At 68.1% G+C, this 24,825-nt stretch carries 21 protein-coding genes and 2 pseudogenes; 12 read left to right on the top strand and 11 right to left on the bottom strand.

The window, feature by feature from the left end:
- Positions 1 to 45 precede the first annotated feature (45 nt).
- Positions 46 to 2,253, top strand: a complete 2,208-nt coding sequence (locus tag AC0662_RS29755) for an MMPL family transporter (RefSeq protein WP_478304751.1) — start codon at positions 46 to 48, stop codon at positions 2,251 to 2,253.
- Here the strand turns inward: AC0662_RS29755 and pdxH are convergent.
- Genes pdxH through AC0662_RS29770 form a run of 3 tightly spaced genes read right to left on the bottom strand, consistent with a single transcriptional unit; the run spans position 2,169 to position 5,154 of the window.
- Positions 2,169 to 2,843, bottom strand: a complete 675-nt coding sequence (gene pdxH, locus AC0662_RS29760; protein WP_452196890.1) for a pyridoxamine 5'-phosphate oxidase — start codon at positions 2,841 to 2,843, stop codon at positions 2,169 to 2,171. The two genes, AC0662_RS29755 and pdxH, sit on opposite strands and share 85 nt — an antisense overlap.
- A 9-nt stretch (positions 2,844 to 2,852) precedes the next feature.
- Positions 2,853 to 4,547 (bottom strand): hypothetical protein, encoded by a 1,695-nt coding sequence (locus AC0662_RS29765; RefSeq protein ID WP_478304754.1) that lies wholly within the window; start codon positions 4,545 to 4,547, stop codon positions 2,853 to 2,855.
- 31 nt (positions 4,548 to 4,578) lie between these two features.
- Complete coding sequence (locus AC0662_RS29770) at positions 4,579 to 5,154, bottom strand: hypothetical protein (protein ID WP_452196888.1); 576 nt, start codon at positions 5,152 to 5,154, stop codon at positions 4,579 to 4,581.
- 190 nt (positions 5,155 to 5,344) lie between these two features.
- Here AC0662_RS29770 and AC0662_RS29775 point away from each other — a divergent pair, with 190 nt between their 5' ends.
- Entirely contained in the window at positions 5,345 to 6,457 is a 1,113-nt protein-coding gene (locus AC0662_RS29775) for a citrate synthase 2 (protein WP_452196887.1), read from the top strand.
- Here AC0662_RS29775 and AC0662_RS29780 read toward each other — a convergent pair.
- Positions 6,454 to 7,182 (bottom strand): helix-turn-helix domain-containing protein, encoded by a 729-nt coding sequence (locus tag AC0662_RS29780; RefSeq protein WP_478304756.1) that lies wholly within the window; start codon positions 7,180 to 7,182, stop codon positions 6,454 to 6,456. The two genes, AC0662_RS29775 and AC0662_RS29780, sit on opposite strands and share 4 nt — an antisense overlap.
- A 127-nt stretch (positions 7,183 to 7,309) precedes the next feature.
- Here AC0662_RS29780 and AC0662_RS29785 point away from each other — a divergent pair, with 127 nt between their 5' ends.
- Complete coding sequence (locus AC0662_RS29785; protein WP_478304758.1) at positions 7,310 to 8,170, top strand: phytanoyl-CoA dioxygenase family protein; 861 nt, start codon at positions 7,310 to 7,312, stop codon at positions 8,168 to 8,170.
- A gap of 156 nt (positions 8,171 to 8,326) precedes the next feature.
- The gene (serC, locus tag AC0662_RS29790) at positions 8,327 to 9,451 is read left to right on the top strand and encodes a phosphoserine transaminase (protein WP_478304760.1); all 1,125 of its coding nucleotides are present in this window, start codon (positions 8,327 to 8,329) and stop codon (positions 9,449 to 9,451) included.
- Positions 9,452 to 9,597: 146 nt separating this feature from the next.
- Here the strand turns inward: serC and AC0662_RS29795 are convergent, their stop codons facing one another.
- Both AC0662_RS29795 and AC0662_RS29800 read right to left on the bottom strand, forming a co-directional pair.
- On the bottom strand, positions 9,598 to 10,704 hold the full coding sequence (locus tag AC0662_RS29795; RefSeq protein WP_452196883.1) for a hypothetical protein: 1,107 nt from the start codon (positions 10,702 to 10,704) through the stop codon (positions 9,598 to 9,600).
- Positions 10,701 to 11,957, bottom strand: a complete 1,257-nt coding sequence (locus AC0662_RS29800) for a class I SAM-dependent methyltransferase (RefSeq protein ID WP_478304763.1) — start codon at positions 11,955 to 11,957, stop codon at positions 10,701 to 10,703. Before AC0662_RS29800 ends, AC0662_RS29795 begins: the two co-directional genes overlap by 4 nt.
- A gap of 153 nt (positions 11,958 to 12,110) precedes the next feature.
- On the opposite strand from AC0662_RS29800, the gene AC0662_RS29805 reads away from it, so the two are divergent.
- The gene (locus AC0662_RS29805; RefSeq protein ID WP_478304765.1) at positions 12,111 to 12,410 is read left to right on the top strand and encodes a type II toxin-antitoxin system Phd/YefM family antitoxin; all 300 of its coding nucleotides are present in this window, start codon (positions 12,111 to 12,113) and stop codon (positions 12,408 to 12,410) included.
- A gap of 461 nt (positions 12,411 to 12,871) precedes the next feature.
- Here the strand turns inward: AC0662_RS29805 and AC0662_RS29810 are convergent, their stop codons facing one another.
- Positions 12,872 to 13,237: a hypothetical protein gene (locus tag AC0662_RS29810; protein ID WP_452196880.1), complete on the bottom strand. Its 366-nt coding sequence runs from the start codon at positions 13,235 to 13,237 to the stop codon at positions 12,872 to 12,874.
- A gap of 161 nt (positions 13,238 to 13,398) precedes the next feature.
- Between AC0662_RS29810 and AC0662_RS29815 the strand changes: the two genes are divergently transcribed.
- Both AC0662_RS29815 and AC0662_RS29820 read left to right on the top strand, forming a co-directional pair.
- Complete coding sequence (locus tag AC0662_RS29815; protein ID WP_478304767.1) at positions 13,399 to 14,019, top strand: helix-turn-helix domain-containing protein; 621 nt, start codon at positions 13,399 to 13,401, stop codon at positions 14,017 to 14,019.
- 24 nt (positions 14,020 to 14,043) lie between these two features.
- Positions 14,044 to 15,342 (top strand): MFS transporter, encoded by a 1,299-nt coding sequence (locus AC0662_RS29820; RefSeq protein WP_478304769.1) that lies wholly within the window; start codon positions 14,044 to 14,046, stop codon positions 15,340 to 15,342.
- Here the strand turns inward: AC0662_RS29820 and AC0662_RS29825 are convergent.
- The 4 genes and pseudogenes from AC0662_RS29825 to AC0662_RS29840 all read right to left on the bottom strand — a co-directional run.
- Positions 15,272 to 16,381: a hypothetical protein gene (locus tag AC0662_RS29825; RefSeq protein WP_478304771.1), complete on the bottom strand. Its 1,110-nt coding sequence runs from the start codon at positions 16,379 to 16,381 to the stop codon at positions 15,272 to 15,274. The two genes, AC0662_RS29820 and AC0662_RS29825, sit on opposite strands and share 71 nt — an antisense overlap.
- Before the next feature lie 110 nt (positions 16,382 to 16,491).
- Positions 16,492 to 17,829: an FAD-binding oxidoreductase gene (locus tag AC0662_RS29830; protein WP_478304773.1), complete on the bottom strand. Its 1,338-nt coding sequence runs from the start codon at positions 17,827 to 17,829 to the stop codon at positions 16,492 to 16,494.
- Between the two features lie 1,156 nt (positions 17,830 to 18,985).
- Positions 18,986 to 19,088: pseudogene (locus tag AC0662_RS29835) on the bottom strand (DapH/DapD/GlmU-related protein); the annotation flags it as partial.
- 84 nt (positions 19,089 to 19,172) lie between these two features.
- Positions 19,173 to 19,484, bottom strand: a pseudogene (locus AC0662_RS29840) (acyltransferase); the annotation flags it as partial.
- Positions 19,485 to 19,599: 115 nt separating this feature from the next.
- Here AC0662_RS29840 and AC0662_RS29845 point away from each other — a divergent pair.
- The 5 genes from AC0662_RS29845 to AC0662_RS29865 all read left to right on the top strand — a co-directional run bounded on the left by AC0662_RS29845 (position 19,600) and on the right by AC0662_RS29865 (position 24,752).
- A complete protein-coding gene (locus AC0662_RS29845) occupies positions 19,600 to 20,676 on the top strand; it encodes a LacI family DNA-binding transcriptional regulator (RefSeq protein ID WP_452196875.1) in 1,077 nt (358 codons plus the stop codon).
- A 410-nt stretch (positions 20,677 to 21,086) separates the two neighbouring features.
- Complete coding sequence (locus AC0662_RS29850) at positions 21,087 to 22,403, top strand: ABC transporter substrate-binding protein (protein WP_452196874.1); 1,317 nt, start codon at positions 21,087 to 21,089, stop codon at positions 22,401 to 22,403.
- A 90-nt stretch (positions 22,404 to 22,493) separates the two neighbouring features.
- Positions 22,494 to 23,474 (top strand): carbohydrate ABC transporter permease, encoded by a 981-nt coding sequence (locus AC0662_RS29855; protein ID WP_452196873.1) that lies wholly within the window; start codon positions 22,494 to 22,496, stop codon positions 23,472 to 23,474.
- Entirely contained in the window at positions 23,467 to 24,306 is an 840-nt protein-coding gene (locus AC0662_RS29860; RefSeq protein ID WP_452196872.1) for a carbohydrate ABC transporter permease, read from the top strand. Before AC0662_RS29855 ends, AC0662_RS29860 begins: the two co-directional genes overlap by 8 nt.
- 5 nt (positions 24,307 to 24,311) lie before the next feature.
- On the top strand, positions 24,312 to 24,752 hold the full coding sequence (locus tag AC0662_RS29865) for a MaoC family dehydratase (RefSeq protein WP_478304777.1): 441 nt from the start codon (positions 24,312 to 24,314) through the stop codon (positions 24,750 to 24,752).
- Positions 24,753 to 24,825 lie beyond the last annotated feature (73 nt).

A 24,825-nucleotide genomic window follows, 5' to 3' on the forward strand; every position in this document is an offset into this window, starting at 1 on the left:
TCACTCTAGCTTCTGCGCTTCAATCTACGCCTTCGGGAGAGTTTCGTGTTCGAGACGCTCGGCCGTTTCACGTATCGGCGGCGCCGTCTGGTGCTCGCCCTGACCGGAGTCTTCGTCGTCCTCGGGCTGGCCTGGGGCACCGGCGTGTTCGGCTCCCTGGCGAACGGCGGTTTCGACGCGCCGGACACCGAGGCCGCGAACGCGGTCAAGACCATCGAGCAGAACATCGGCCGCACCGGCACCGACGTGATCGTGCTCTACAAGAGCCCGACCGAGACGGTCGCCGACCCGGCGTTCCGGCAGTCGGTCGAGCAGCACCTGGCCGGTCTCCCGAAGGACGACGTGGTCGGCGCCACGACGTACTGGAGCACCAAGTCGCCGCTCTTCGTCTCGAAGGACCAGCACAGCACGTACGCCGTCCTCACGCTCGCCGGTGCGACGCAGGAGGAGCGGCTGGCCACGTTCCACAAGATCGCCGACCAGGTCCGAGCGACGCCGGCCGGGCTGGACGCGAAGGTCGGCGGCGAGGTCGCGGTGTTCGACGAGGTGAACACGCAGACCGAGCACGACATCGTCCGGGCCGAGACGATCTCGACGCCGATCGTGCTGATCCTGCTCGTCGTGGTCTTCGGCGGCCTGGTCGCCGCGTCGCTGCCGCTGTTCGTCGGGGCGCTGGCGATCCTCGGCGCGTTCGTGCTGCTGCGCGGGTTGTCGGCGGTCACCGACGTGTCGATCTTCTCGATCAACATCGTCACGATGATCGGACTCGGCCTGGCCATCGACTACGCGCTGTTCATCGTCACGCGTTTCCGCGAAGAACTTGCCAAGGGCAATGACGTGGAGACGGCGCTGACCACGACGATGGGCACCGCCGGACGGACGGTCGCGTTCTCCGGCGTGACGGTCGGCGTGGCGATCAGCAGTCTGGTGCTGTTCCCGGTGATGTTCCTGAAGTCGATGGCGTACGGCGGTGCGGCCGCGGTCGCCGTCGCGATGATCGCGGCCCTGACCGCGCTCCCGGCCCTGCTCGCGGTCCTCGGCCACCGGGTGAACAACCTGCGGATCTTCAAGCCCCGCAAGGCCACCGCGGAACACGGCGCCTGGTACCGCCTCGCGCACAGCGTCATGCGCCGCCCGGTCCGGTACGTCGTCGTGCTCGTGCCGGTGCTGCTCGTCTTGGGGATTCCGTTCCTGAGCGCACAACTCGGCGGTGTCGACCACCGGGCGCTGCCGGCCGGTGCGACTTCGCGAACGGTGACCGAGACGCTGCAACGCGATTTCCCAGGCGCCGGTGGGTCGGACATTTACGCAGCGGTGCGGTTCGACTCCGCGCCAGGCGATCCGTCTGCGGCGCTGGCGCCGTACCTCGCCGAACTACGGCGGGTGCCGGATGTGGAGAACGTGCGGATCGGCGGTTACCAGAACGGCGTCGCTTCGGTGGTGGTGCACACGAAGTACACCGGGCAGGAGTTGCCGGCGCGGGCGGTCGTGCACGGAGTGCGGGCGGTCGCGGCGCCGGCCGGGACGCAGCTGCAGGTCGGCGGTGAGACCGCGGCGGTGATCGATCTGCTCGACGTACTGAAGCAGCGGGCGCCGTACATGGCGGGGTTCATCGTGCTGGTGACGTTCGTGCTGCTGTTCATCGCGTTCGGGTCGGTGGTGCTGCCGGCGAAGGCGCTGCTGATGAACGTGCTGTCACTGTCCGCGGCGTTCGGGGCGATGGTGTGGATCTTCCAGGAGGGGCACCTGTCCGGACTCCTGGACTTCACGCCGGCCGGGTTCCTGGACGCGACGAACCCGGTGCTGCTGTTCGCCGTGCTCTTCGGGCTGTCGATGGACTACGAGGTGTTCCTGCTCAGCCGGATCCGGGAGGAGTACGACAAGACCGGTGACAACACCCAGGCGGTCGCACTCGGATTGCAGCGGACCGGCGGGATCATCACCAGTGCCGCGTTGCTGCTGATCATCGTGGTGGCGGCGTTCTCCACCTCTGGCATCGTCTTCGTGAAGATGATCGGCGTCGGGCTGGTGATCGCGATCGCCCTGGACGCGACGATCGTCCGGGCGCTGCTGGTGCCGGCGACGATGCGGTTGCTGGGTCGCGCCAACTGGTGGGCGCCGGCGCCACTGCAGCGGTGGTGGAAGCGACACGGCTTCCGCGAAGGCGATCAGGGCTGGAGTCGGGACAGCTCCCAGCCCGCTGAACCTACAGGGCCTACTGAGCCTTCGGGGCCGGAGCTGGCGCGGCGGTAGGCCAGTCGGTCGTGCAGCCGGCCGGTGCGGCCCTGCCAGAACTCGAACGCCTCCGGGGCGACCAGATAGCCGCCCCAGAAGTACGGCGTGGAGATTTCGGTGCCCTCCGGCCATTGCCGCTCGTACGACGCGTACTGCAGGTCGAGCTCCTCGCGCGAGTCGACGGGCTGACTCTGCTGCGACGCCCACGCTCCGAGCTGTGATTCGCGCGGACGACTCGCGAAGTACTCGTCGACCTCGTCGGCCGGGAGCTTGGTGACGATGCCCTCGATACGGATCTGGCGTTCCATCGCGTGCCACGGGAACACCAGCGCGCAGTGCGGGTTCGCCGCGAGGTCGTCGGCCTTGCGGGACTGCTGGTTGGTGTAGAAGACGAATCCGCGCTCGTCGACGCGCTTCAGCAGCACAGTGCGCGCCGAGGGCTTCCCGTCTTCGTCGGCGGTGGCCAACACCATGGCGTTGGGCTCGGCTAGACCCGCTGCCCTGGCCTGGTCCAGCCAGAGCTGGAACTGCACGATCGGGTCGGCGTCCACCTGGCTCTCGAGCAGCTCACCCAGTCCGTACGTCTGCCGCATCTCCGCAAGGTCCACGCATCGAGCCTACTGAGGTCCGAATCTGCTGGTCCGGTAGGCCCTTTTTGTCGCTGCTATGGCGCGGATCAGCGGGCTACGGGCGGGGACGTGCCTGTTGACCTCCGCGAGGTGCTGGTCGAAGGTCGCGCGCCACAGCGCCCGGCGGAGGGTGGACTCACCGGTTGCCGAGCTCGCACCGGCTACCGAGGCGGCCCACAGCGTGCTGAGCGCCTGCGAGTCGAAACCGTCGACGTCCGCGAGCACCTGCTCGATCAGGTCGCGGTCGGCCGCATCGGCCAGACACCGGAGCTTGGCCGGGCTCCTGCGGGTACTGACCTGCGGGCTGGGCGTGAAGTCGGCCCGCTCTGGGACGAGCAGTCGTACCAGCTCGCGGTGCAAGGCGTTCTCGATGCGCTGGGCGGGATCGAGCGCGAAGGCCGCGCGAACGAACGAGGGGATGAGGAGAGGCGAGACGACGGCCCCTGTTGTACCCCCGCGGCGGAGGCGTTCTACGACGTAGAAGTAGTCGAGCATCGTGGCGTTCTCGATGCCGCCGTCGACTGCGGTTCGCAGTACCCGGTCGATCTGGTCGGCGACCGCGCTGCGAGCTGAGTCCGCGGGGCCGGCCGCTGGCATGAGGCGGGACTGCAGGTGGTTGCCGAAGGCGCTCAGCTTGGCCGGCAAGGGCAGTGCGTCGATTTGCAGTACGTCGCGTGGGTAGAAGTGGCCGTGTGCGATCTCGCCACCCGCACTGCCGATCTCCAGACGCGTCACGCCTGCCAGCGTTGCCGGAGGCGTGTTGAAGAGGTCGCTGGCCGGGCGGAGCCCTTCGGCGTACCGGTGCCAGCGCAGCGCTCGGTCCACCAGCTCGAGCGGCTGCGGTCTCACCTGCTTGCTTGGGGTCGTTTGGCTGTCCACATCGACGCCTGCGGCAAAGAATGCACTGGCAACCAGCCGCGAGTCAGGGCCACCACTCAGGTCGACAGTCGGACGTTCCTGCCACAGGCTGCCCACCGATCGGGCCACGTCCTGCAGTGCCGCTGCTGTCTCCTCAACGTCGGTCGACAACACACTGGTGGTCTCGATCCGACTCACCGTCGGTCGCTGACGGTAGCCCTCGGCAACGATGTGTGTTGCCCCGGGCACCGTGAGTACACTGTCGTACGGCGTGCTGTCGTCCATGAACCAGCCACAGCCCGCGGCGAAGGTCCAGCCACGGGACGACGCCACGGCCGGTACGCCGGCGAACAGCAACGCGGCAACGGGGCGATTGGTCCAAACCCACCCGTCCGGTAAGCGCAACTGAAACAGGCGACCGACACCAATGAAGTCAGTGAACAACTCCAGTCGCTCGTCCGCCGGGTCCAGGACGGCCATCGTGAACGGGGACGCCAGTTCGAGGAAGCTCGCCGGAGTACGTCGTACCGCGTGGGCCAACCGAGGAGGAGCGTCGTACGGCGCGATCTCGCCGATCACGCGTTGGTATCCGAGTGGAGCGTGCACACTCGCCACACAGACGTCACCGGCGTCGTGCCAGGACGGCCACCGGCAGCTGCCGTCGCGGCGGTCCCAGAGATGCAGTCCGACCGAGCTGCCGTCGTACCCGTGGTGTTTGGCCTCGTGCTGCCAGAGATCGCCGTAGTACGCCTCCACACGAGCACGACCGGCGGTTGCCCGCGCGGCGCTGTCGTGCGCGAAGGAGTAGGCGATCAGCGTTTCCATGCAGAGCCAGATGCGGGCTCCGCGGTGAAAGTTATCGGGGTGGTTGCTGCCCCGGGTACTGCTGCTGGCCGGGGTTCGGCGGCTGCTGTTGCTGGCCGGGGTAGCCGCCCCACTGCTGCTGTTGCGGGTACGTCGACTGGTAGCCGCTGCTGTCCTGGATCTGCCCAGGTGCCGCCGCCAGCTTCGCCAACTTGGCGTCCACGGCCCAACGCCGCAGACCGACCATCAGCAACGGAATGCCGAACAGGATGAACGTTCCGTCGAACAGCATGTAGCCGCTGTACTGCGTGCCCGGGAACTGGAACAGCTTCGTCAGGTCGAACGCCTGCCGCATCGGCAGCAGCAACACGGCCACGCCGACGACGCTGAGCAACGCGCCCGCACCGGTCGTCACACCGGAACCGATCGCCGGCACCAGCATCAGCAGGCCGACAACGGCCGCGATGGCGACCAGCGCGGCCAGCCACGGCAGCGTGTGGCCCGTGTCCGCGCGGAACGTCTGGATCCGGAGCATCAGGCGGGTGGTCGCGTACGACGCGCACACCATCCCGACGTACGTCACGATGACGCCGATCACGAGCCCGAGGGCGGGGAGGGGCTTTGTCATGCCCTCGACAGTAGACCTCTGACCGGTCCACCCGTGCGGAACCGACGCGTTGCACGGGGTGCACCGGGCGCCTCGAACCGGTCACAAAGCTGTCCGGTCCTCTGTACGGAGAACTATGCTGCGGAAGCGCCCATGGGTGCGCGGCTCTCCTGGTGAGCCTGCGTATTCACGACGAGGACGAGGGAGTCGCATGTCTGATCCGAGGACCGAGGTGCAGCACGGGCTGGAGGGTGTGGTCGCGTTCGACACGCAGATCGCCGAGCCGGACAAGGAAGGTTCGGCGCTGCGCTACCGCGGTGTGGACATCGAGGACCTGGTCGGCCGGGTGCCGTTCGAGAACGTCTGGGGCCTGCTGGTCGACGGTGCGTTCACGCCGGGCCTGCCGCCCGCCGAGCCGTTCCCGCTGCCGGTGCACACCGGCGACGTCCGGGTCGACGTACAGTCCGCGCTGGCGATGCTCGCACCTGCCTGGGGTCTGCGGCCGCTCTACGACATCGACGACGTCCAGGCCCGCGAGGACCTGTCCCGCGCGGCGGTGATGGCACTGTCGTACGTCGCCCAGGCCGCGCGTGGCATCGGGCAGCCGATGGTGCCGCAACGCGAGGTGGACAAGGCGAAGACGATCACCGAGCGGTTCATGATCCGCTGGCGTGGCGAGCCGGACCCGAAGCACGTCCGCGCGGTCGACGCGTACTGGACGTCCGCGGCCGAGCACGGGATGAACGCGTCGACGTTCACCGCGCGGGTCATCGCCTCCACCGGTGCGGATGTCGCCGCGGCGCTGTCCGGTGCGGTGGGTGCGATGTCCGGTCCGCTGCACGGTGGCGCGCCGGCCCGGGTACTGACGATGATCGAAGGGGTCGAGCGCTCTGGTGACGCTCGGGCCTACGTGAAGGGCCTGCTGGACGCCGGCGAGCGGTTGATGGGCTTCGGCCACCGGGTCTACCGGGCCGAGGACCCGCGCGCGCGGGTGCTTCGCCGTACGGCGCGAGAGCTGGACGCACCGCGGTACGAGGTGGCCGAGGCGCTGGAGCAGGCCGCGCTGACCGAACTGCGCGAACGGCGACCGGACCGGGTGCTGGAGACGAACGTGGAGTTCTGGGCGGCGATCGTCCTGGACTTCGCCGAGGTCCCGCCGCCGATGTTCACGTCGATGTTCACCTGTGCACGCACCGCCGGCTGGAGCGCCCACGTCCTGGAGCAGAAGCGCACCGGCCGCCTGATCCGTCCCTCGGCGATCTACTCCGGCCCCGCCTCCCGCCCGGCCGACTCCATCGAGGGCTGGAACCCCAACTGGGCCTAACGGTCCTGGCTTGGGTTGCGTCCTGTGCGTTGTTTGTACTGGCGGCTGAAGTACGGGACATCTGTGTAGCCGAGGGCGGCGGCCGTCTCTGTGACGGTCATGCCGCTCTCGGTGAGTAGTTGGTGTGCCCTATCGATCCGCGCCTGGATCAGGTACTGCGCAGGCGACATCCCGAGCTGCGTGACGAAGCGCCGGGTGAACTGGGCCCTGGACAACGAAGCGCGGCGCGCCATCTCGGCGACCGTCCAGTCCCGGCTCGGGTCCTCACGTAACTGCCTCGCGAGCTCGTCGACGGCGGCGTCGGTGACGCTGCGGCCGGGATTGTGGACAGCGTCCCAGACCAGCGCGATCAGTTGCTCCAGGCACAGTTCCGCCTGTCGCCGCCCGATCGCGTCACCCCGCCGGTACGCCGCGTCGCTCGTCCGCGCGAGGACGCCGAGCAGCTCACGATCCATCACCTCACCCCAGCGTGGATCCGGTGCGGCCGTCGGCACGGTCGCGAAGTGCATGCCGAAGACCAGGAGTCTTCGGTGCGGGTCGTGCGTGGCGCGCGGCGCGTCACCCGGCTTGAACACCGCGCAGACGCCCGGCCGCAACTCCTGGCTCTGACCGTCGAGCTCGAGCGCGCCACGGCCGTCGACCACACACCACAGCAGGTGGTCCACGAGCGGCCGCGACGTCCAGGACCAGCGGGGTTCGCAGCGCCAGAAGGTCGGTGCGGACATCCGCTCCAGAGCGAGCCTGTGCAACAAAAGTTCAAGTCCTCGCGTGAATCGTCCGTGGTTCCGAACCAGGTTCGGGCAGGAAAATAGGGTTCACAAGCAGCGTAGAGCAGAGACGCGGGAGACGTGCATGAGCGTTTCATACAACACCGACGAGCGGGCCGCCGTACTCCGGGACGAGTTCGAGCGGACCGGGCACACCCTGGTGCGCGGGCTGTTCGCCACCGACGAGGTCGACCGGCTGCGGGACCACTACATGGAGGTGCGGCACGGCGGACCCCGGTCGCACGACTTCGCCGGGCACAACTCGACCGATCGCGACCCGCTGAAGCGGTACCCGCGGATGGCGCAGATGCACCGCTGGGACGACGCCTCGCTGCAGTGGCTGGTCGACCCGCGCATCGACGAGGTGATGACCGCATTGCTCGGGAGGTCGCCGTACGCCGTACAGACGATGCTCTACTTCAAGCCGCCGGGCTCCCGCGGACAGGCGCTGCACCAGGACAACTTCTACCTGAAGGCCGATCCGGGGACGTGCGTCGCGGCGTGGATGGCGCTGGACCGGGTCGACGAGGCGAACGGCTGTCTCGAGGTCGTGCCCGGGTCGCACCGCTGGCCGATCCTGTGCACCGAGAAGGCCGACACCAAGGTCAGCTTCACCGATGTGACCGTCCCGCTGCCGACGAACGGGGCCGCCGTACCGATCGAGATGGAGCCGGGTGACGTGCTGTTCTTCCACGGCGCGCTGGTGCACGGGAGCAACCCGAACATCACCACCGACCGGTTCCGGCGGGCGCTGATCGGCCACTACATCGAGGGCGAGGCGGAACGGGTGGCGCAGTACTACCACCCGGTGCTGCGGATGGACGGGACCGAACTGCCGCTCGAGGTCGCCGAGGGCGGCGGCGCCTGCGGAGAGTGGACCGACACGCCCGATGGCCCGGTCGCCCTCCTCACCGGCACGGAGCGAACCACCCGCAAGCACGAGTAGCCCTTGTGCACCAGATCCGTACGGCGGGGCGCTCGGCGTACGGATCCGGTGCACAGAGTGGACCCGCGGTGGTGGGTTGGGCGGGATGTGCGAGGATAGAGCGCGCTGACAGCGTCGTCGGCTTTCTGGAGTGCAGACGACGAAGGGAAGACGCTGGTGACCAGCGACATTCAGATTCCTGCAGAGCTCAAGCCCGCTGACGGCCGCTTCGGTTCGGGTCCGTCGAAGGTTCGCCCGGAGGCCATCGCCGCGCTGGCGAACGAGGGCGCCAAGCTGCTCGGCACCTCCCACCGGCAGGCGCCGGTGAAGAACCTGGTCAAGCGGGTTCAGGACGGCGTGGCCGAGCTGTTCCAGCTGCCCGACGGCTACCAGGTGGTGCTCGGGAACGGCGGCTCGACCGCGTTCTGGGACATCGCGACGTTCGGGCTGATCCGGGAGAAGAGCCAGCACCTGAGCTTCGGTGAGTTCTCCTCGAAGTTCGCGAAGGCCTCGCAGCTGGCCCCGCACCTGGGTGAGCCGTCGATCGTGAAGTCCGAGCCTGGCACCCGCCCGGTCGCGGTCGCCGAGGCCGGCGTCGACCTGTACGCGTGGCCGCACAACGAGACCTCCACCGGCGTGATGGCCCCGGTCAAGCGGGTCGAGGGCGCCGACGAGGGTGCGCTGGTCGCGATCGACGCCACGTCCGGTGCGGCCGGTCTGCCGGTCGACATCAACGAGGCCGACGTCTACTACTTCGCGCCGCAGAAGGGTTTCGCGTCCGACGGCGGCCTGTGGATCGCGCTGATGAGCCCGGCGGCGCTCGCGCGCGTCGAGGAGATCAGCGCGTCCGGCCGGTGGATCCCGGCGTTCCTGGACCTGGCGACCGCGGTCGACAACTCCAGCAAGAACCAGACGTACAACACGCCGTCGCTGGCCACGCTCTTCCTGATGGCGGAGCAGACCGACTGGATCAACAGCCAGGGCGGCCTGGAGTGGAGCGTCGCGCGGACGACGGACTCCAGCAACCGGCTCTACACGTGGGCCGAGAAGTCGGAGTACGCCACGCCGTACGTCGCCGACGCGGACGCCCGCTCGCTCGTGGTCGGCACCATCGACCTCGACGACGCGATCGACGCGACCGCGGTCGCCAAGACGCTGCGCGCCAACGGCATCGTCGACACCGAGCCGTACCGCAAGCTGGGCCGCAACCAACTGCGCGTCGCGATGTTCCCCGCAGTCGACCCCGACGACGTCGAAAAGCTCACCCAAGCCATCGACTACGTCGTCGAAAACCTCAAGTAACCCGATAACCCCCAACAGCCGCCGCACCCACCGGGTCGCGGCGGCTGTTCACGTCTGCACCAGCAACCGGCTGCCGCACCCACCGAGGTGCGCGGTGGCCACCGTCCCCACCCAAGTAGCTACACACGCGTGGGTGGGGTTAGGGGTTAGCGACGGTGGGCTGTGGGAGGTCCTTGGCCGGTGAGGCGGTCGTTCTCGGCCTGGCGGTCGCGGCGTTCGCGGCGGCCCGGCGGGAACGTGATGAAGGTGATGATCAGCGCGAACAGCGCGGCGCCGATGACGATCCAGCGGAGGCTGTGGCTCTTGCCGGAGCTCGAGCTGTCGCTGTCCGAGCTACCGGCCGGCTTCGGAGTAGCGCTGGAACTCGGCGGCGTGGACGCAGCCGCCTTCGCCGGGATCGCGACTTGGTACACGGCCGAGTTGGGCCCTTCGCTCCCCACCACGACGGTGGTGTCGGTCGGCCCGAGCGCGACAGTCTCCCCCTGGCCGAGCGGCGCGGCGCCACGGGCGATCGCGTTGGGCGTGTCACCCCACGCGACGGTCGCGACATCGGCGTACGTCCGAAGCACCACCCGCTGGCCGTCCGGCAGGAACGTGCCGTCGGTGATCACGCCCGACGGCGCCGGGGCGAGCTTGCTGAGTTTGTTGGTGCCCTCGCGGGACGGGGCCGGCGGGGCGGCGTAGATCGCGCCGGCGCCCTTGAGCGACTTCGTGACGATGTACAGCTGGCTCGTCCCGGGCTCGACCAGCAGCGTCTCGGCGTCGTGCGCACCGTCGGGGTAGGTGAAGTCGAACCGGTGGTACTTGACGTCCTGGTCCTGCAGCGTCTCCGGCTCCGGGACCGTGTAGATCTCGACCTGGTCCCGGTTCTCCTTGTTGTCGCCGATGTCGGCGATGTAGAGCGTGCCGTCCCGGCCGACCCCGAGCGCCTCGACGTCGGTCACCTTGGCGCCGAACTTCAGGACCGCCTTCACCTTGCCGGTCTGGTCAATTGCGAACACCCGCCCGGTGTCACCGGAGTCGTTCACGGTCCAGTAGATGCCCTGATGCTTGACGCTCTTCGCCAGCCCGGACGATTCCTTGATCCGATCGTCCCGGATCGTGAAGAGCTTCTTCGGTGCCGGCGTGGACGGGTCGGCGGCCGCGGACGAGGTGGTCGCGCTGGTCGCAGTGGCTGTTGTGGGAAGCGCCACACCTGTCAACGCGCAGAGGGCCACGCCCACCAGCGCCAACACCGACCGGACCTGTTTCACGAAACCACCTCGGCGCCCACGCTGTGCTCGGTGGGCGCTAGCAGGAGCTGGGCGAGCCGCGGCGTCACCTGCCACTCGGTGACGAGTGAACGGTACTCGGCCTGGAGGTCCGGTGTCGGCTTGGCGCCGGTCCGCGCTGCGCGGAGCAGCAGATTGCGCGGCGTGTGCTCACTGTCCACGAACTGCACGACCTCCACCCGGTATCCGACCTGTCGCAGCACGGCTGCCCGCAGGGAGTCCGTCAGGACGTCGGCGAACCGCTCACGAACGATGCCATATCTCGTCATCAGCGCATAAGGCGCCGGTGGTGTGACGCTCTTGAGCTGCTTTTGGATGTCGTGATGGCAACACGGAGCTGCGAGCACCAGCGGAGCCTCCCAGCCGACGGCCCGCGCGAGCGCGTCATCGGTCGCGGTGTCGCACGCGTGCAGCGCCAGGACGACGTCGGGCCGGACGTCCAGCTCCGCCGCCTGAATGGTCGCGTCGACGAACCGCAGGTGGTCCTGCCACCCGAGCGCCTCGACCACTCGGGTGTTCCGCTTCCGGGCCGCCGGGTTGTGGTCGATACCGGTCATCCGGACGTCCCGCCCGGCCGAGGACAGCAGGTGGTACGCCGCCAGCGTGAGGTACGCGTTCCCACAGCCGAGGTCGACCACCTGCAACGGCCGCCCGGTCGCGATCCGGCCCGCCGAAATCGCCTCGTCGAGCGCCGGCGCGAGCAGCTTGCAGAACTCCTCGATCTGCTTGTACTTCGCCTGTCGCGACGGCTTCACGCGGCCTTGGTGATCACTGATCCCGAGCTCGATCAGGAACGGCGCGGCCGGGTCGAGCACCCGCCGCTTCACGCGGTCGTGAGCGGTCTCCTGCTCCCGGTCGCTCTGCTCCCGGTGCAGCAGCTCCTTGCCCTTCTTGGTGTACCGCAGCCGCAAAGTCTCGCTCGTGGTCTCGACATGCCAGGACCCGTACGCCAGCGCAAGCAGCTCGTCGACGGCCTTCTCCAGGTCCGGCCCGGCGACGTTCCGCGTGTGCGCCTGCCGTTCGTCGAACTCGGTGATCTGCAGGTGCCGCTGCCCCTTCAGATCGACGTACCGCACCTCGACCCGGAGGTACGCCGGCGGCTCCAGCCCGCGGCGCCGACCGGACGCAAGCCCGCGGACCAGACCACTCTGGTCGAGCAAGGCGGCACGGATCTCCGCCGACGCTCCGGACTCCTCCGGCTGCGCCGGACCGCCCGACCGCTCCTGTTGCTGCATCGCGCCATTGTCCCCGACCCCTCCACCGGATCTCAAAAGGGTCTCGACCACTGGCAGTACCCCTCCCAGAACTCCCCGCATTCACCCTTCCGATTCCCACCCTCGAACGGCGAACTGGACGCCGGCATTTGGCACATGTACCACCTTGGAGTCATGGATACGTTTGGGCTCCGCGAACTCCGGCAACACGCGAGCGACCCCGTCCGTCGCGCCGAAGCTGGTGACCACTTGGTGATCACGGTCTCCGGCCGCCCTGCCGCGGTGCTCCTTCGGCGCCGCAGGCCGTTCCGTCGCGCCGGCGTATCCGGCGCCGTACCCGCCGTGCGGCGACGCGCGGTGCGATGGCCGCGGCGGTGTCACGGGGCGTTGCTTGTTGTCTTGGGATGCGTGGATCGGTCGCGTCTGGGCGGAGCGGGGGTTAGGGGAACTTTTGTGCCGCCTGGTGGCAATTAGTTTCCCTAGATCGGAGCAGGTGGCGGACGGCGGCGGTGCGTGAGGCAGCCCTCTACACGCGCAATCCGACGGACTTCCGCGCCCTCCACGACCTCGTCGAGGCAGCAGCCGTCTGACCCGGTTCCCGCCGCACGCCCCACGGATGCTTGCCCCCTCGCGCGGTGTTGGATTGCCGAGCGGAAGCGCCAGAAGAACTGTCGCCACACTGCCCTCGTCGCACGTGATGGTCGCGAGGGTCCGGTCCCCCGAGGTGGGGTCGGACGCGCCGGTGACGGAGCTCGGTGAGGCCGCTTTGCGGCACACCTCACACCCGGACCTTCGCCGAGGCAGCCCACCACACCACGACCCGCGCGCCGCCGAAGGCGGCCAAAAGAACCGTCGCCGCACTCAGCCCCCTCCACACATGATGCTCGCGAGGAGCCGGGCCCCAGGCGGCGACCTTTCTCCTCCGGTCGGGCGGTTCAGGTGAGTCTTTGGTCGTCTTCGATGAGGCCTAGGGCTCGGAGGCGGGTGGCGATGCCGCCTTCCTGGCGGCCGAGGGCTTCGACCAGCTGCTCCTTGGTGGCGCCGTTGTTGAACATCTCGATCAGGGTCTGCTCGTCCTCGGGGGTCCATTGGCGGAACGCGTTCGGGTGGTTCTTCCGGGCGCGCTCGATGCGGCGGGTCATCGAGCGGGCGTTCAGTACCTCGAGCGAGCGGATCCGGAGCTGCCGGTGGCGGCCGACCTCCTCACCCTCCCGCCAGAACACCACCGCCCCGTCGTCGAACGTCATCAGGTCGGCCGGGACGTCGCAGTAGTCGGCGTCCTCGAGCATCACGCGCATCATCGGTGGTTCTCTCCGTTCCTTGGTGGATGCGTGGTCGCCAGAGAAGATGCCGCGATCGCACCCCTCCCGACCGGCCGATCCGCAATCTGTGGACAACCAACCCCAGAACTGCTTTGCAAAATCTCTTTGCAAAGAGTCTTTGCAGTCCTATGCTCAGACCCATGAGCGACGAAACCCCGGCGCACGACAGCCCGGCCGACAGCACCCAGGCCGACGAGGCTGCCCGGACAGTCCGGCTGGACCGCCACCTCGTCCGCGCCCTCGCGCACCCAATGCGGAACCGGATCCTCGGTCTGCTCCGCGTCTACGGCCCACAAACCGCCACCACACTCGCCGGCCGACTCGGGGTGAACACCGGCGCGACCAGCTACCACCTCCGCCAGCTCGCGGACGCCGGGCTGGTGGTCGAGGACGACAGCCGCGGCAACGCGCGCGACCGCTGGTGGAAGTCGGCGCACCAGGGCACCGAGTTCAACGCCGCCGAACTGCTGGACCAGGAGCCCGAGCTGGCCCTGGGCTTCCTGCACGGCGTCGGCCAGACGTACGCCGAGAACATCTTCGGCTTCATCGACGCAATGCAGACCCTGCCGGAGGACTGGCGGGACGCCAGCCTGCTCTCGGACTACTTCTTCCACCTGCGCGCCGACCAGCTGGACGCGATGATGCACGAGGTCATGGCGGTCCTGGAGAAGTACAAGACGCCTGACCTCACCGCCCCGCTGCCCGAGGGCGCCGAGCAGGTCACGGTCCAGATCCAGGCCTTCCCGCGCGAGACGCGGTAACCGGACCAGGGGGTGAGGCAAGCGATGAACGAGAAGGGGAACCGGGCGCCGTTGGTGGCGTTCCTGGTGGCCAACGTGGTCTCGATCTGCGGGACCCGCGTCAGCGCGATCGCGATCCCGTGGTTCGTGCTGATCACGACCGGGTCGCCGATCAAGACCGGTGTGGTCGCGATGGCCGAGATGGCACCGCTAGTGCTGGTGAAGGCCATCGGCGGCCCACTGATCGACCGAGTAGGCGCGCGTCGGGTCAGCGTCGTCGCAGACACAGCCAGCACTGCAGTCGTGGGCCTCGTCCCCCTGCTGCACACACTCGGCCTACTGCACTTCCCGACCCTGCTGGTGCTGGTAGCGATCGCGGGCGCCCTGCGCGGGCCAGGTGACGCCGCCAAGGACACGCTGATCCCGGACATCGCCAGAGCCGCCAAGGTCCCGCTGGAGCGAGTGACAGGCCTGGAGAGTACGACGGAACGCCTCGCCGGCTTCTTCGCGTACGCACTCGCCGGTGGGCTCATCACTCTCGCGGGAGCGGTCAACGCCCTCTGGATCGATGCGGCGTCGTTCGGCGTCTGCGCCGTACTGATCGCCCGTTGGATCCCCAAGCCCGTGCAGCAAGAGCCCACCACAGCCGAGGCCGACGCAGAGGCAGAGCACAGCTACGGACAACGTCTGCTGGAAGGTTGGCGTTTTCTCCGCACCGACAAGCTGATGCTTCCGCTGGTGGTCATGATCGCGGTGACCAACCTGCTCGATGCCGCGACCAGCGGCGTACTGCTGCCAGTCTGGATCAAGGACCACGGCTACGGCCCCGGCCACACCAGTCTGATTCTCACGTCCTTCGCAGCGACCGCTACCGCGTTCGCCCTGCTCGCGTCCGCGATCGGCGACCGCATCCCCCGCAAGCTCGTCTTCACCGTGGCGTTCTTGATCGCCGGCGCCCCACGCTTCATCGCCATGGCCACCGACGCGCCAGTGTGGGCCCTGATGGCCGTGTACGCCGTCGGCGGGATCGGAGCCGGCTTCATCAACCCAGTTCTCGGCGCACTGTTCATCGAGCGCATCCCGAGTCACCTGCTCGGTCGCGTCCGTTCACTCAGCGGGGCGGTGTGCTGGACCGGCGTACCGCTGGGTGGGGTGATCGCCGGTGCGGCTGTCGCCGGTGTCGGACTGGCGCCCGCACTGCTCGCCGGTGGGGCAATCTACCTGGTCGCAACGATGTCACCGGTGCTGATCGGCCGGCACGAGCAGTGGAAAGCTACACCGGGTCCGACGGGTCCTGCGGAAACGGCGGCAGCTCCGGATCGGGTGGCAGTCGGAGCGTCTTAGTCTTCACCGTGGTGTCCACCGCGCGCCGCATCCGGTCGCGCTCCGCCCGCAGGATGCCGAGCATCACCAGGTCCAGCAGCATGCCGAAGGCGGCCGCGAACTGGGTGGCGGCGAACTGGAAGACCTGTGTCATCAGCAACGAGACGAGTACCGCCAGCTCGAACAGCCGGACCGCCCTGGCCCGGTTGTTCTTCCGCAGCGCCAGCGCACCGCGCACGGTGAACGTTGCTGACAGCAAACTCCCGACCGTGACTCCGATCACCGGGAGATGACCGAGACCGTCACCCAGCACGATCGCAATGATGAGCTCACCCACCACCTGGACCGCCAGCACGATGACCGCCACCCGCGGAGCCTTCGGGTGGGTGGCGAGTCGCTCGAAACCCTTCTGCAGCGCCTGCCAGGCCGCGTCCACCGGCGCGGCCAGCTCCACCTCGTCGGGCGGGCAGGCGGCCAGCAGCTCGGTCGTCTCCCGGCGACCGGAGATCTTCGGCGGAACGATCCGCAGCAGCTCTTCCGCCTCGGCCCGGCGCCGCCGGGAGAGGCCACCGGCGACGCCCTCGACGGCGTGGTCGATGACGTTCGCCAGCTCCTCGCGCGCGTCGATCGGCCGGCGCGTTGTGAGGAACCGGAACCCGAGCACGATCAGCACGAAGACGACGTACACGATCGCGGCGGTCGGTTTGTAGAAGTAGTTGTTGTCCGAGGTGACGAACTTCCCGACCTCGTCGATGAACAGCCCGAACCCGATCCCGCCGACTGTCGCCGCGGCGGGGCGGACCACCGGACCGACGTACCCGAGGAGCAGGGAGATGGCGATCAGCATCAGCAGACCACCGGGCAGTACGTGCGCGATGTGCAGGCCGCGGCCACCGATCTGCGGGTAGCCGCTCAGGCTGAGGATCAGTCGCGTCACCAGCACCGTCGCCACACCGGACACCACGAACGTGGTCAGGTGCTCACCCGACCGGACGTTACGGACCAGGCCCGCCCGCATCAGGTACGACGACCGCGCTCCGGTACTGGTGGTGGCACTCATGGGCTCGACGTTAGCCTCCTCAGCGGAGGAACGCCGCGACCACGACGATGGCAACCAGGGCGGCCAGTACGAGAGAGGTCACCAGTCGGCGCGTGCGGGGGTCCACCCCGTCAGAGTAGGGGGAAGTTCCCAGTCGGTGTGCCGAGGGGGTCGACCCGGCGCTTGATCTCCCGCAGTCTGGCCAGGTCCGGCCCGCTGACGCAGTCCTGCAACGAGCCCCACGCGGACAGGCCGGTCGGTGGCATGTCACCCGTGCGCCAAGGCGCCAGCGCCTCCTGCAGCGACCGCAGTGCGGTCTCCGCAGACTCCTGCAGCTCCGGCTTCGGAACGATGGAGACAGCCAGCACCATGTACTGCGCTGACGGGTCAGCCGAGGCCACTCCGGGACGACTGACGTCACTACTAGCCCTGAGGTGTCGCAGCTGCACCTGGAAGAGCAGCGACGGTTCAGCGCCGTACTCGAGCAGCGTGCCGATCAGCTCCGGTGTGAGTTCGTCGAACGTCGACGTGATGAGTGAGAGCGCCTGTGGTGGCGCCGGTACCGAATTCATCTCCCCGACCTCACTGGGCTGCAGCGGACCGACGACATCGCTCACTGCGGTGCCGGCAGCCCGGATAGTCGCCAGCATCCCGTCAAGTGCCTCCGGCTGGTACGGCGTCATCGCATCGACCATGCAGAACGACTGCCCGCGCACCTCCTCCGGCAGCGCCGCTGAGTCCGGGTAGTGGATCAGGTACGCCCACAGCGTCACCTGCTCCGCCGCGTCCCGCGTCGCCTTCGCGTACGCCGTCAGCACCGCCTCGGACTGCCCGATCGGGAACATCAGCCGCCCACCGGTGATGGCCGGAGCAGGATGCAGCTCCACCTCGGCCGACGTCACCACGCCGAAGTTCCCGCCACCACCACGCAGCGCCCACATCAGGTCCGCGTCGACGGTGTCATCGACCCACCGGCGTACTCCGGTCCCGTCGACGAGCTCCACCGCTCGGAGGCTCGCCGCACCGCTTCCGAACGGCCTGGCGAACCACGAGAACCCGCCACTCGTGCAGAACCCAACCACCGAGATGTTCCCGGTCGAACCAGGCAGTCCGGTCAGCCCAGTGCCGTCCAGCGCTGTCTGCACGGCTCCCCAGGTCACACCGGCACCAAGCCGTACGACGCGCTCCGGTACGTCGACCGTGAGCTCGTCGAACGCCGCAGTCCGCACCACGATCGTCCCGTCGAGCGCGGGCGTCGTACCGTGGCCGACTGCCTGTACCGCGACCTTCAGTCCGTGCGCAGCGGCGTACGCGACGGTCTGCTCGACGTCACTCGCGTCAGCCGCTTCGACGACCGCGAGGGGGTGCGAGTCGACGGACCGGTTCCAGCCACGTCGTACGTCGTCCCAGTCCGGGTCGTCCGGGGTCACCAGCCGTCCGGTCAGTCCCTGCCGCAGCTCTTCGACCATGCATCCGGCCTACCACGCAGAGTGGGTCAGTGCAGGCTGACCAGCGGCTCCGGACGGTGCACGCCGCGAGGCCGGTAGCCCAACGCGTCGGACACGCCCAAGTAGTCGGACAGCAGCCAGATGATCGCCAGCCACATCTCGGTCCCCTGCAGACCAGGGATCGCCCGCTCGTCGGTGCCGTCCGGGGCGAACGCGAAACCGGCGCCGTCGACCCAGCGGGTGAGGATCGCGCGCAGCTGCTCCTCCGCCCAGCGCTTGCCGTCCTGCTCGCCGTACGACGTCTGTTTGCGCGCCAGCCACAGCGGGTGGATCACGTCCAGGATGTTGCACGAGTTGTAGTTGTCGCCGGTGAACATCCGCTTGTCGTTGCTGTGAGCAAGCACCGTCGCGACGGCCTGTTCGGGGTACGGCAGCGGCAGACCGAACTGCGCGTAGGTCCCCCGGGTCAGCCGGTAGAACCCGTTCACGACCTGCAGCCAGCCGTCGTCGGGATGCGGCTCGCCCCACATGCCGGTCTTCGGATCGACGTGCGTGAGGAGCCAGCCCATCAGCGGTTCGAGCGGGCCGGATTCCTTGTGGTCATGGAGATTCCGCGCCAGTGCGGTGCCGAGCGCGTCGATGCCGGAACCCGACGACCAGGCGCGCCGCTCCCACGGCAGGTTGTCGAGCTGGTCGAGGGTGAACTCGGTGGTGATCGGGTGCTCGAAACTGCTCCCGAGCACCTGGAGTGCATACCCGACACAGAGGACGTGATAGCTCGCGGGCCCTTCCAGGACAGCGAGTTCGGCGTCCGACGGCTTGCCGAGACCGTCGTCGGAGAGGTCTCCCGGTGATACCAGTCCGGTCGCGGGATCCTGACGCGCGCGCAGTCGGCGTACCAGGTCGTCGCGCGTGTGGCCGGCCGGAGTCCGGCGTACCAGCAGATCCGCGATCTCGATCGCGTCGCACCACGGACGGATCTCGGGCGCGGCGTCGAGACCGGGGCGGTCGACGAAACGCTCACCGTCCCAGCAACGCGCCACTACGTCGTCGACCTGGGCGCGCGCCTTCGCGACGAACTCCTGCAGTTTGGTCCGAAGGTCACCTGACATGGATGCTCCTGTCCGCGAGCGGAGGACGCGGGCCGGGTTCCCGGCCGCGACGGAGTTGGCGGGGATGTTCTTCGTGACGACCGCGCCGGCGCCGATGATCGTGTGCGGGCCGATGGTGACACCGTCGAGGATCGTCACGTTGGAGCCGATCCAGACGTCGTCGCCGATCGTGACACCGCGCGCGGTGATCGGCTGCCGGAAGATCGGCTTGTCCGGCGACGTGCCGTGGTTGAACGCCAGGATCGACGTGTGCGCGCCGATCCGGACGCCGTCGCCGATCGTGATCTGGCCCCGGACGGTGGCGAACGGGTTGATCGTCGAGTCGGACCCGAGCGTGATCTTGCCGGTGACGTAGGCGTGCGCGGCGATGTACGAGCGCTCGCCGAGCCGCAGTACGTCGCAGTACACGGCGGCGGACTCGGCGACGTACACATCGGTGCCGAGCTCGACCGACCCGCCGAGCCGGGACTGCCGCTCGGCCTGCCGTTCGCGCTCGGCGTCGGAGCCCTTCCGGGCGTACTCCCAGGGCAGGAAATCCAGTCGCAGCGGCTCGGTCGAAGACATGGGAAAACGCTATCCAAAACCTAGCGGCACCGCCAGCCCCGAAAAGCCGCTGCTAATCTCCCGTCTGTGCGGGGACCGACATGAACACTTTTCCGTCTGTGCGAGGTGCCGGGCGATGACGACCAGCGGATCCGTGACCGACGGTGACGCCGACGGTCCGGCAGGCAGTACGCGCCGCAGCCATCGGGTCACGATCAGCGACCTCGCACGCCGGCTGCACATCTCGAAGGCGTCGGTCTCGTACGCGCTGAACGGCCGCGCCGGGGTCAGCGAAGAGACCCGGCAACGCGTCCTCGCGCTGGCCGAGGAGCTCGGCTTCCACCCGAACTCCGCCGCCGTCGCCCTGTCGGCCAGCCGGACCCGGACGATCGGCATCGTGATCGCCCGCGACCCCACGCTGATCTCGACCGAAGCGTTCTACATGCGCACGCTGGTCGGCATCGAGCAGTACCTGAACGAGGTCGATTCCTCGCTGCTCCTGCGGCTGACGGGCGAGCACGGCGAGGATCTCGACGTACTGCGGCGTTGGTCGCGGCAGGGGCGCGTCGACGGGTTCATCCTGTTCGACGAGCACGACGACGATCCGCGGATCCCGGTCATCAAAGAGCTCGGGATGCCGTGCGTGGTGGTCAGCTCGAACGCGCCGGACGACTCGGTCGGGCGGCTGATCAGCTCATCCGAGGAGACCGTCGCGCTCCTGCTCGAGCACCTTGTCGAGCTCGGGCACACGAACGTCGCGCACATCAGCGGGCCGTTCACCTTCATTCACGAACGCCTGCGGGTGCAGACGCTGCGCGACCAGGCGGCCCGGCGCGGGATCACGGTCCGGCACATCGAGGGCAGCTACCGGTACGACGACGGCGCCGAACTCACCCGCCAGTTGCTCACCGGGCCGAACCCGCCGACCGCGATCGTGCTCGGCAACGACCTGATGGCAGTCGCCGCACTCCGCGTCGCGATGGACCTCGGTACGGCGGTCCCCGGCCAGGTCTCGGTGCTCGCGTGGGACGACTCGCCGCTGTGCGAACTCGCCCGGCCCGGCATCACCGCGGTCGACCAGAAGACGATGGAACGCGGCCGCGCCGCCGCCGACCTGCTCCTCCGCATCGTCACCGGCGACCCGGACCTCCACGAACAAGCCCCCGCCGGCGAACTCCGCCGCCGCGACTCCTCCGGCCCAGCCCCCACCTGACGGCCCCCACCAACCCGCCACCGAACGGCCACCAACCCGCCGCCGGCCCCCAGCGCGTTTGAGGGGCCGGCCCCTCAAACGGTGGCTTGCCCCCTGGAAATTTGGGGTCCTACCCCACCAGCTGAGGGGGCGGCCCCTCAAACGACGCAGAGGTGGGCGGTTTGAGGGGGCGGCCCCTCAAACGGCACTGGATCGGGCGTCAGGTTAAGACTCTTTGAAATCGGGTGGTTTCGGAGAGTGTTGGATTGCGTTTGCCGGCGTCCTGGTGAAGTTTGAATGAGTCACGAGGTCGTAACGAAGACCCGAGAACTGAACCGGTTAGGGTTTCGAAACTTAACCGGTTAGGTCAGGATGGGGCCGATCCGCCCCCGCCGTCCGCGCGGGGGCTCGACGGGACGAGGGAGTCCGACGTGAGACTGCGTTCGCTTGTAGCCGCGGTTGCGGCGACCGCCATGGGAATCAGCCTCGCCGCCTGTGGTGGCGGCGACAAGAATGACTCCTCGGGCGGCAGCTCCGGTGACCAGACGCTGACCTACTGGGCCAGCAACCAGGGCACCAGCCTGGACAACGACAAGGAGGTGCTGACCCCGGTCCTGCAGAAGTTCACCCAGGACACCGGGATCAAGGTGAACCTCGAGGTGATCGGCTGGAACGATCTGCAGACCCGGATCCAGACCGCGATCACCTCCGGCCAGGCGCCGGACGTCGTCAACATCGGCAACACCTGGGCGGCCTCGCTGCAGGCCACCGACGCGTTCCTGCCCTTCGACGGCGACGCGATGTCGGCGATCGGCGGGAAGGACAAGTTCGTGCCGACGGCTCTGGCGACCGGCGGCAAGGAAGGCACCGACCCGACGTCGGTCCCGCTCTACGGTCTGGCCTACGGCCTGTACTACAACAAGGCGATGTTCGCGGCCGCCGGCCTGCAGCCGCCGAAGACGTGGGAAGAGATGGTGACCGACGCCAAGAAGCTGACCATCCCCGCGAAGAACCAGTGGGGTATGGCGCTGGCGGCCGGCAGCTACACCGAGAACGTGCACTTCGCGTTCATCAACGCCGCGCAGAACAAGGCCGACTGGTTCAACGGCGACGGCAAGCCGACCTTCACCGGTGACGGCAACGTGCAGGGCGTCCTGCGGTACCTCGACCTGATGCAGAAGGACAAGGTCGCGAACCCGTCGAACGCGCAGTACGACAACGGCACCAAGTCGGTGAACGACTTCGCCACCAAGAAGGTCGCGATGGTCATCAACCAGAACAACGCCGACTCCTCGATCGTTGCCAACGGCATGAAGGCCGGCGAGTACGGCGTCGTACCGTTCCCCTCGCCGTCCGGTGGCGAGCAGGTGGCCAGCCACGTCGCGGGCATCAACCTGTCGGTGTTCAAGAACACCAAGCACAAGGACGCGGCGCTCAAGTTCGTCAAGTACATGACCGACGCGCAGACCCAGACCACGCTGGGCAAGCCGTTCTCCTCGCTGCCGGTACTGAAGGACGCGAAGCCGGTGTTCACCACCGACGCGGCCGAGGCGGCGACGTTCTCCGACGTCTACAACACCAAGTCCAAGCCGCTGCCGCTGGTGCCGGCCGAGGACCAGTTCGAGAGCACCGTCGGCAAGGCGATGAACTCGATGTTCGCCAAGATCGCGACCGGCGGGACGGTGACCGCCGACGACGTGAAGGCAGCGCTGAAGACCGCCGAGGATCAGGTAGCGGCGAGTAGCTGACGACGGCCCGGTGGCCCGGACGCGGATCGTGTCCGGGCCACCGACCGCGTCAGCCCACCCGCACCCGACAGACAGGAGGCGACCCGGAGGATGTCCGTCGCCACAGAGCAAGCGACGCCGGCCGCCACGCAGCCCGCGAAGCAAAAGACGAAACGCGGCCCGGAACGCCGGCCAGGTCTGCACCGGTGGCTGCCGTACGCGCTGCTGGCTCCAGCGGTACTGATGGAACTGATCATCCACATCATCCCGATGCTGGTCGGGATCTGGATGAGCTTCGTGAAACTGACCAAGTTCTTCATCGCGAACTGGTCGGCCGCACCCAGCGCCGGGTTCGCCAACTACAAGGTCGCTCTCGACTTCAACAACGCGGTCGGCGAAGGACTGCTGAAGTCCTTCGGTGTCACCATCGTGTTCTCGCTCGTCACGGTCGCGTTCTCCTGGGTGCTCGGGATGGCGGCCGCGGTCGCGCTGCAGCCGGAGTTCCGCGGGCGCGGCGTGATCCGCACCCTGTTCCTGGTCCCCTACGCGCTACCGGCGTACGCCGGGATCCTGACCTGGAACTTCATGCTCCAGCGCGACACCGGCGCGGTGAACCACACGCTGCACCAACTGCACCTGGGCGACGGCAAGACGTTCTGGCTGATCGGGGGCAACGCCCTGATCTCGCTGATCATGGTGGCCGGCTGGAAGCTGTGGACGTTCGCGTTCCTGACGCTGATGGCCGGCATGCAGAGCATCCCGCGGGACCTCTACGAGGCCGCCTCAGTGGACGGTGCCGGCAACATCCGGCAGTGGCGCAACATCACGCTCCCCTCGCTGCGCCCGGTCAACCTGGTGCTCGTACTCGTGCTGTTCCTGTGGACGTTCAGCGACTTCAACACGCCGTACGTGCTGTTCGGTACGGCGCAGCCGCCGGCCGGTGACCTGATCACGTTCCACATCTACAACGCGTCGTTCCTGACCTGGAACTTCGGCACCGGTGCGGCGATGTCCGTACTGCTGCTGATCTTCCTGATGATCGTCACCGGCGCCTATCTGCTCGTCACCGGAAGGAGGTCGCGTCGTGCGTGAGACCAGAGGCTTCAAGATCTACCGCGGTGTCGTGCTGGTCGTGCTCGGGTTGTTCGTGCTCGTGCCGCTGTACGTGATGGCGACCTCGTCGCTGAAGCCGCTGAAGGACGTGCAGGGCGCGTTCACCTGGTGGCCGTCGAACCTGACCATCGACCCGTTCATCGACATGTGGAAAACGGTGCCGCTGGCCCGGTACTTCGTGAACTCGACGATCGTCTCGGTGGCGGCGACGGTGTTCTCGGTGGCGATCGCGATCCTGGCGGCGTTCGCGGTGTCGCGGTTCATGTTCCGCGGCCGCACCGTGTTCACCACGACCGTACTGTCGACGCAGATGTTCCCGGGTGTGCTGTTCCTGCTGCCGTTGTTCCTGATCTTCGTGAACATCAACAACTCGTTCGGGGTGCAGCTGGTCGGGACGCGTCTCGGGTTGATCATCACGTACCTGACGTTCAGCCTGCCGTTCTCGATCTGGATGCTGGCCGGGTACTTCGACAGCATCCCGCGCGAGCTCGACGAGGCCGCGCTGGTGGACGGTTGCGGTCCGATGGGAGCGCTGTGGCGCGTCGTACTGCCGGCCGCGCGGCCCGGTGTGATCGCGGTCGCGATCTACTCGTTCATGACGGCCTGGGGTGAGGTGCTGTTCGCGTCGGTGATGACGACCGAGGCGAACCGGACACTGTCGGTGGGTCTGCGGCAGTACTCCACGCAGACCAACATCTACTGGAACCAGATCATGGCGGCCGCGCTGGTCGTCAGCGTCCCGGTCGTGATCGGCTTCCTGCTCGCGCAACGACACTTCGTCGCCGGTGTAACTGCCGGCGCGGTCAAATAGAACGCATGTACTTCGAGGACTACGTGCCGGGTGTTCGCACCGAACACCCGGCCACACTCACCGTCGACCAGACCGCCGTCATCGAGTTCGCGCAGCAGTTCGACCCGCAGTACTTCCACGTCGATCCCGAGGCCGCGGCTGACGGCCCCTTCAACGGCCTGATCGCCAGCGGCTGGCACACCGCAGGCCTGATGATGCGCCTGTACGCCGACCAGTACTTGTCGAAGGTCGCAAGCCTCGGCGGCCCCGGCGTCGACGAACTCCGCTGGCCAGCCCCGGTCCGCCCCGGCGACACCCTCCGCCTACGCACCGAAGTCCTGGAAGCACGCCGCAGCAAGTCGAAACCGGATCGTGGTCTCGTGAAAACCCGAACCGAACTCCTCAACCAGCACAACACAGTCGTCTTCACCTGCACCGTCCTGAACTTCCTCGCCGTCCGCCCCTGACGCAGTTCAGGTCGTGATCGCGGCAGCTCGACAGGTAGTGCACCAGTGAGACGGTGTACACGCCGCGCCGATC

The sequence above is a fragment of the Kribbella sp. NPDC043289 genome (genome assembly GCF_056436705.1).

Bases quoted from the DNA above. Each gene is read 5' to 3' on its own strand.
- AC0662_RS29765 (WP_478304754.1), bottom strand. From the start codon at position 4,547: ATGGAAACGCTGATCGCCTACTCCTTCGCGCACGACAGCGCCGCGCGG.
- AC0662_RS29770 (WP_452196888.1), bottom strand. From the start codon at position 5,154: ATGACAAAGCCCCTCCCCGCCCTCGGGCTCGTGATCGGCGTCATCGTG.
- AC0662_RS29775 (WP_452196887.1), top strand. From the start codon at position 5,345: ATGTCTGATCCGAGGACCGAGGTGCAGCACGGGCTGGAGGGTGTGGTC.
- AC0662_RS29780 (WP_478304756.1), bottom strand. From the start codon at position 7,182: ATGTCCGCACCGACCTTCTGGCGCTGCGAACCCCGCTGGTCCTGGACG.
- AC0662_RS29785 (WP_478304758.1), top strand. From the start codon at position 7,310: ATGAGCGTTTCATACAACACCGACGAGCGGGCCGCCGTACTCCGGGAC.
- AC0662_RS29800 (WP_478304763.1), bottom strand. From the start codon at position 11,957: ATGCAGCAACAGGAGCGGTCGGGCGGTCCGGCGCAGCCGGAGGAGTCC.
- AC0662_RS29805 (WP_478304765.1), top strand. From the start codon at position 12,111: ATGGATACGTTTGGGCTCCGCGAACTCCGGCAACACGCGAGCGACCCC.
- AC0662_RS29810 (WP_452196880.1), bottom strand. From the start codon at position 13,237: ATGATGCGCGTGATGCTCGAGGACGCCGACTACTGCGACGTCCCGGCC.
- AC0662_RS29815 (WP_478304767.1), top strand. From the start codon at position 13,399: ATGAGCGACGAAACCCCGGCGCACGACAGCCCGGCCGACAGCACCCAG.
- AC0662_RS29820 (WP_478304769.1), top strand. From the start codon at position 14,044: ATGAACGAGAAGGGGAACCGGGCGCCGTTGGTGGCGTTCCTGGTGGCC.
- AC0662_RS29825 (WP_478304771.1), bottom strand. From the start codon at position 16,381: ATGAGTGCCACCACCAGTACCGGAGCGCGGTCGTCGTACCTGATGCGG.
- AC0662_RS29830 (WP_478304773.1), bottom strand. From the start codon at position 17,829: ATGGTCGAAGAGCTGCGGCAGGGACTGACCGGACGGCTGGTGACCCCG.
- AC0662_RS29845 (WP_452196875.1), top strand. From the start codon at position 19,600: ATGACGACCAGCGGATCCGTGACCGACGGTGACGCCGACGGTCCGGCA.
- AC0662_RS29855 (WP_452196873.1), top strand. From the start codon at position 22,494: ATGTCCGTCGCCACAGAGCAAGCGACGCCGGCCGCCACGCAGCCCGCG.
- AC0662_RS29865 (WP_478304777.1), top strand. From the start codon at position 24,312: ATGTACTTCGAGGACTACGTGCCGGGTGTTCGCACCGAACACCCGGCC.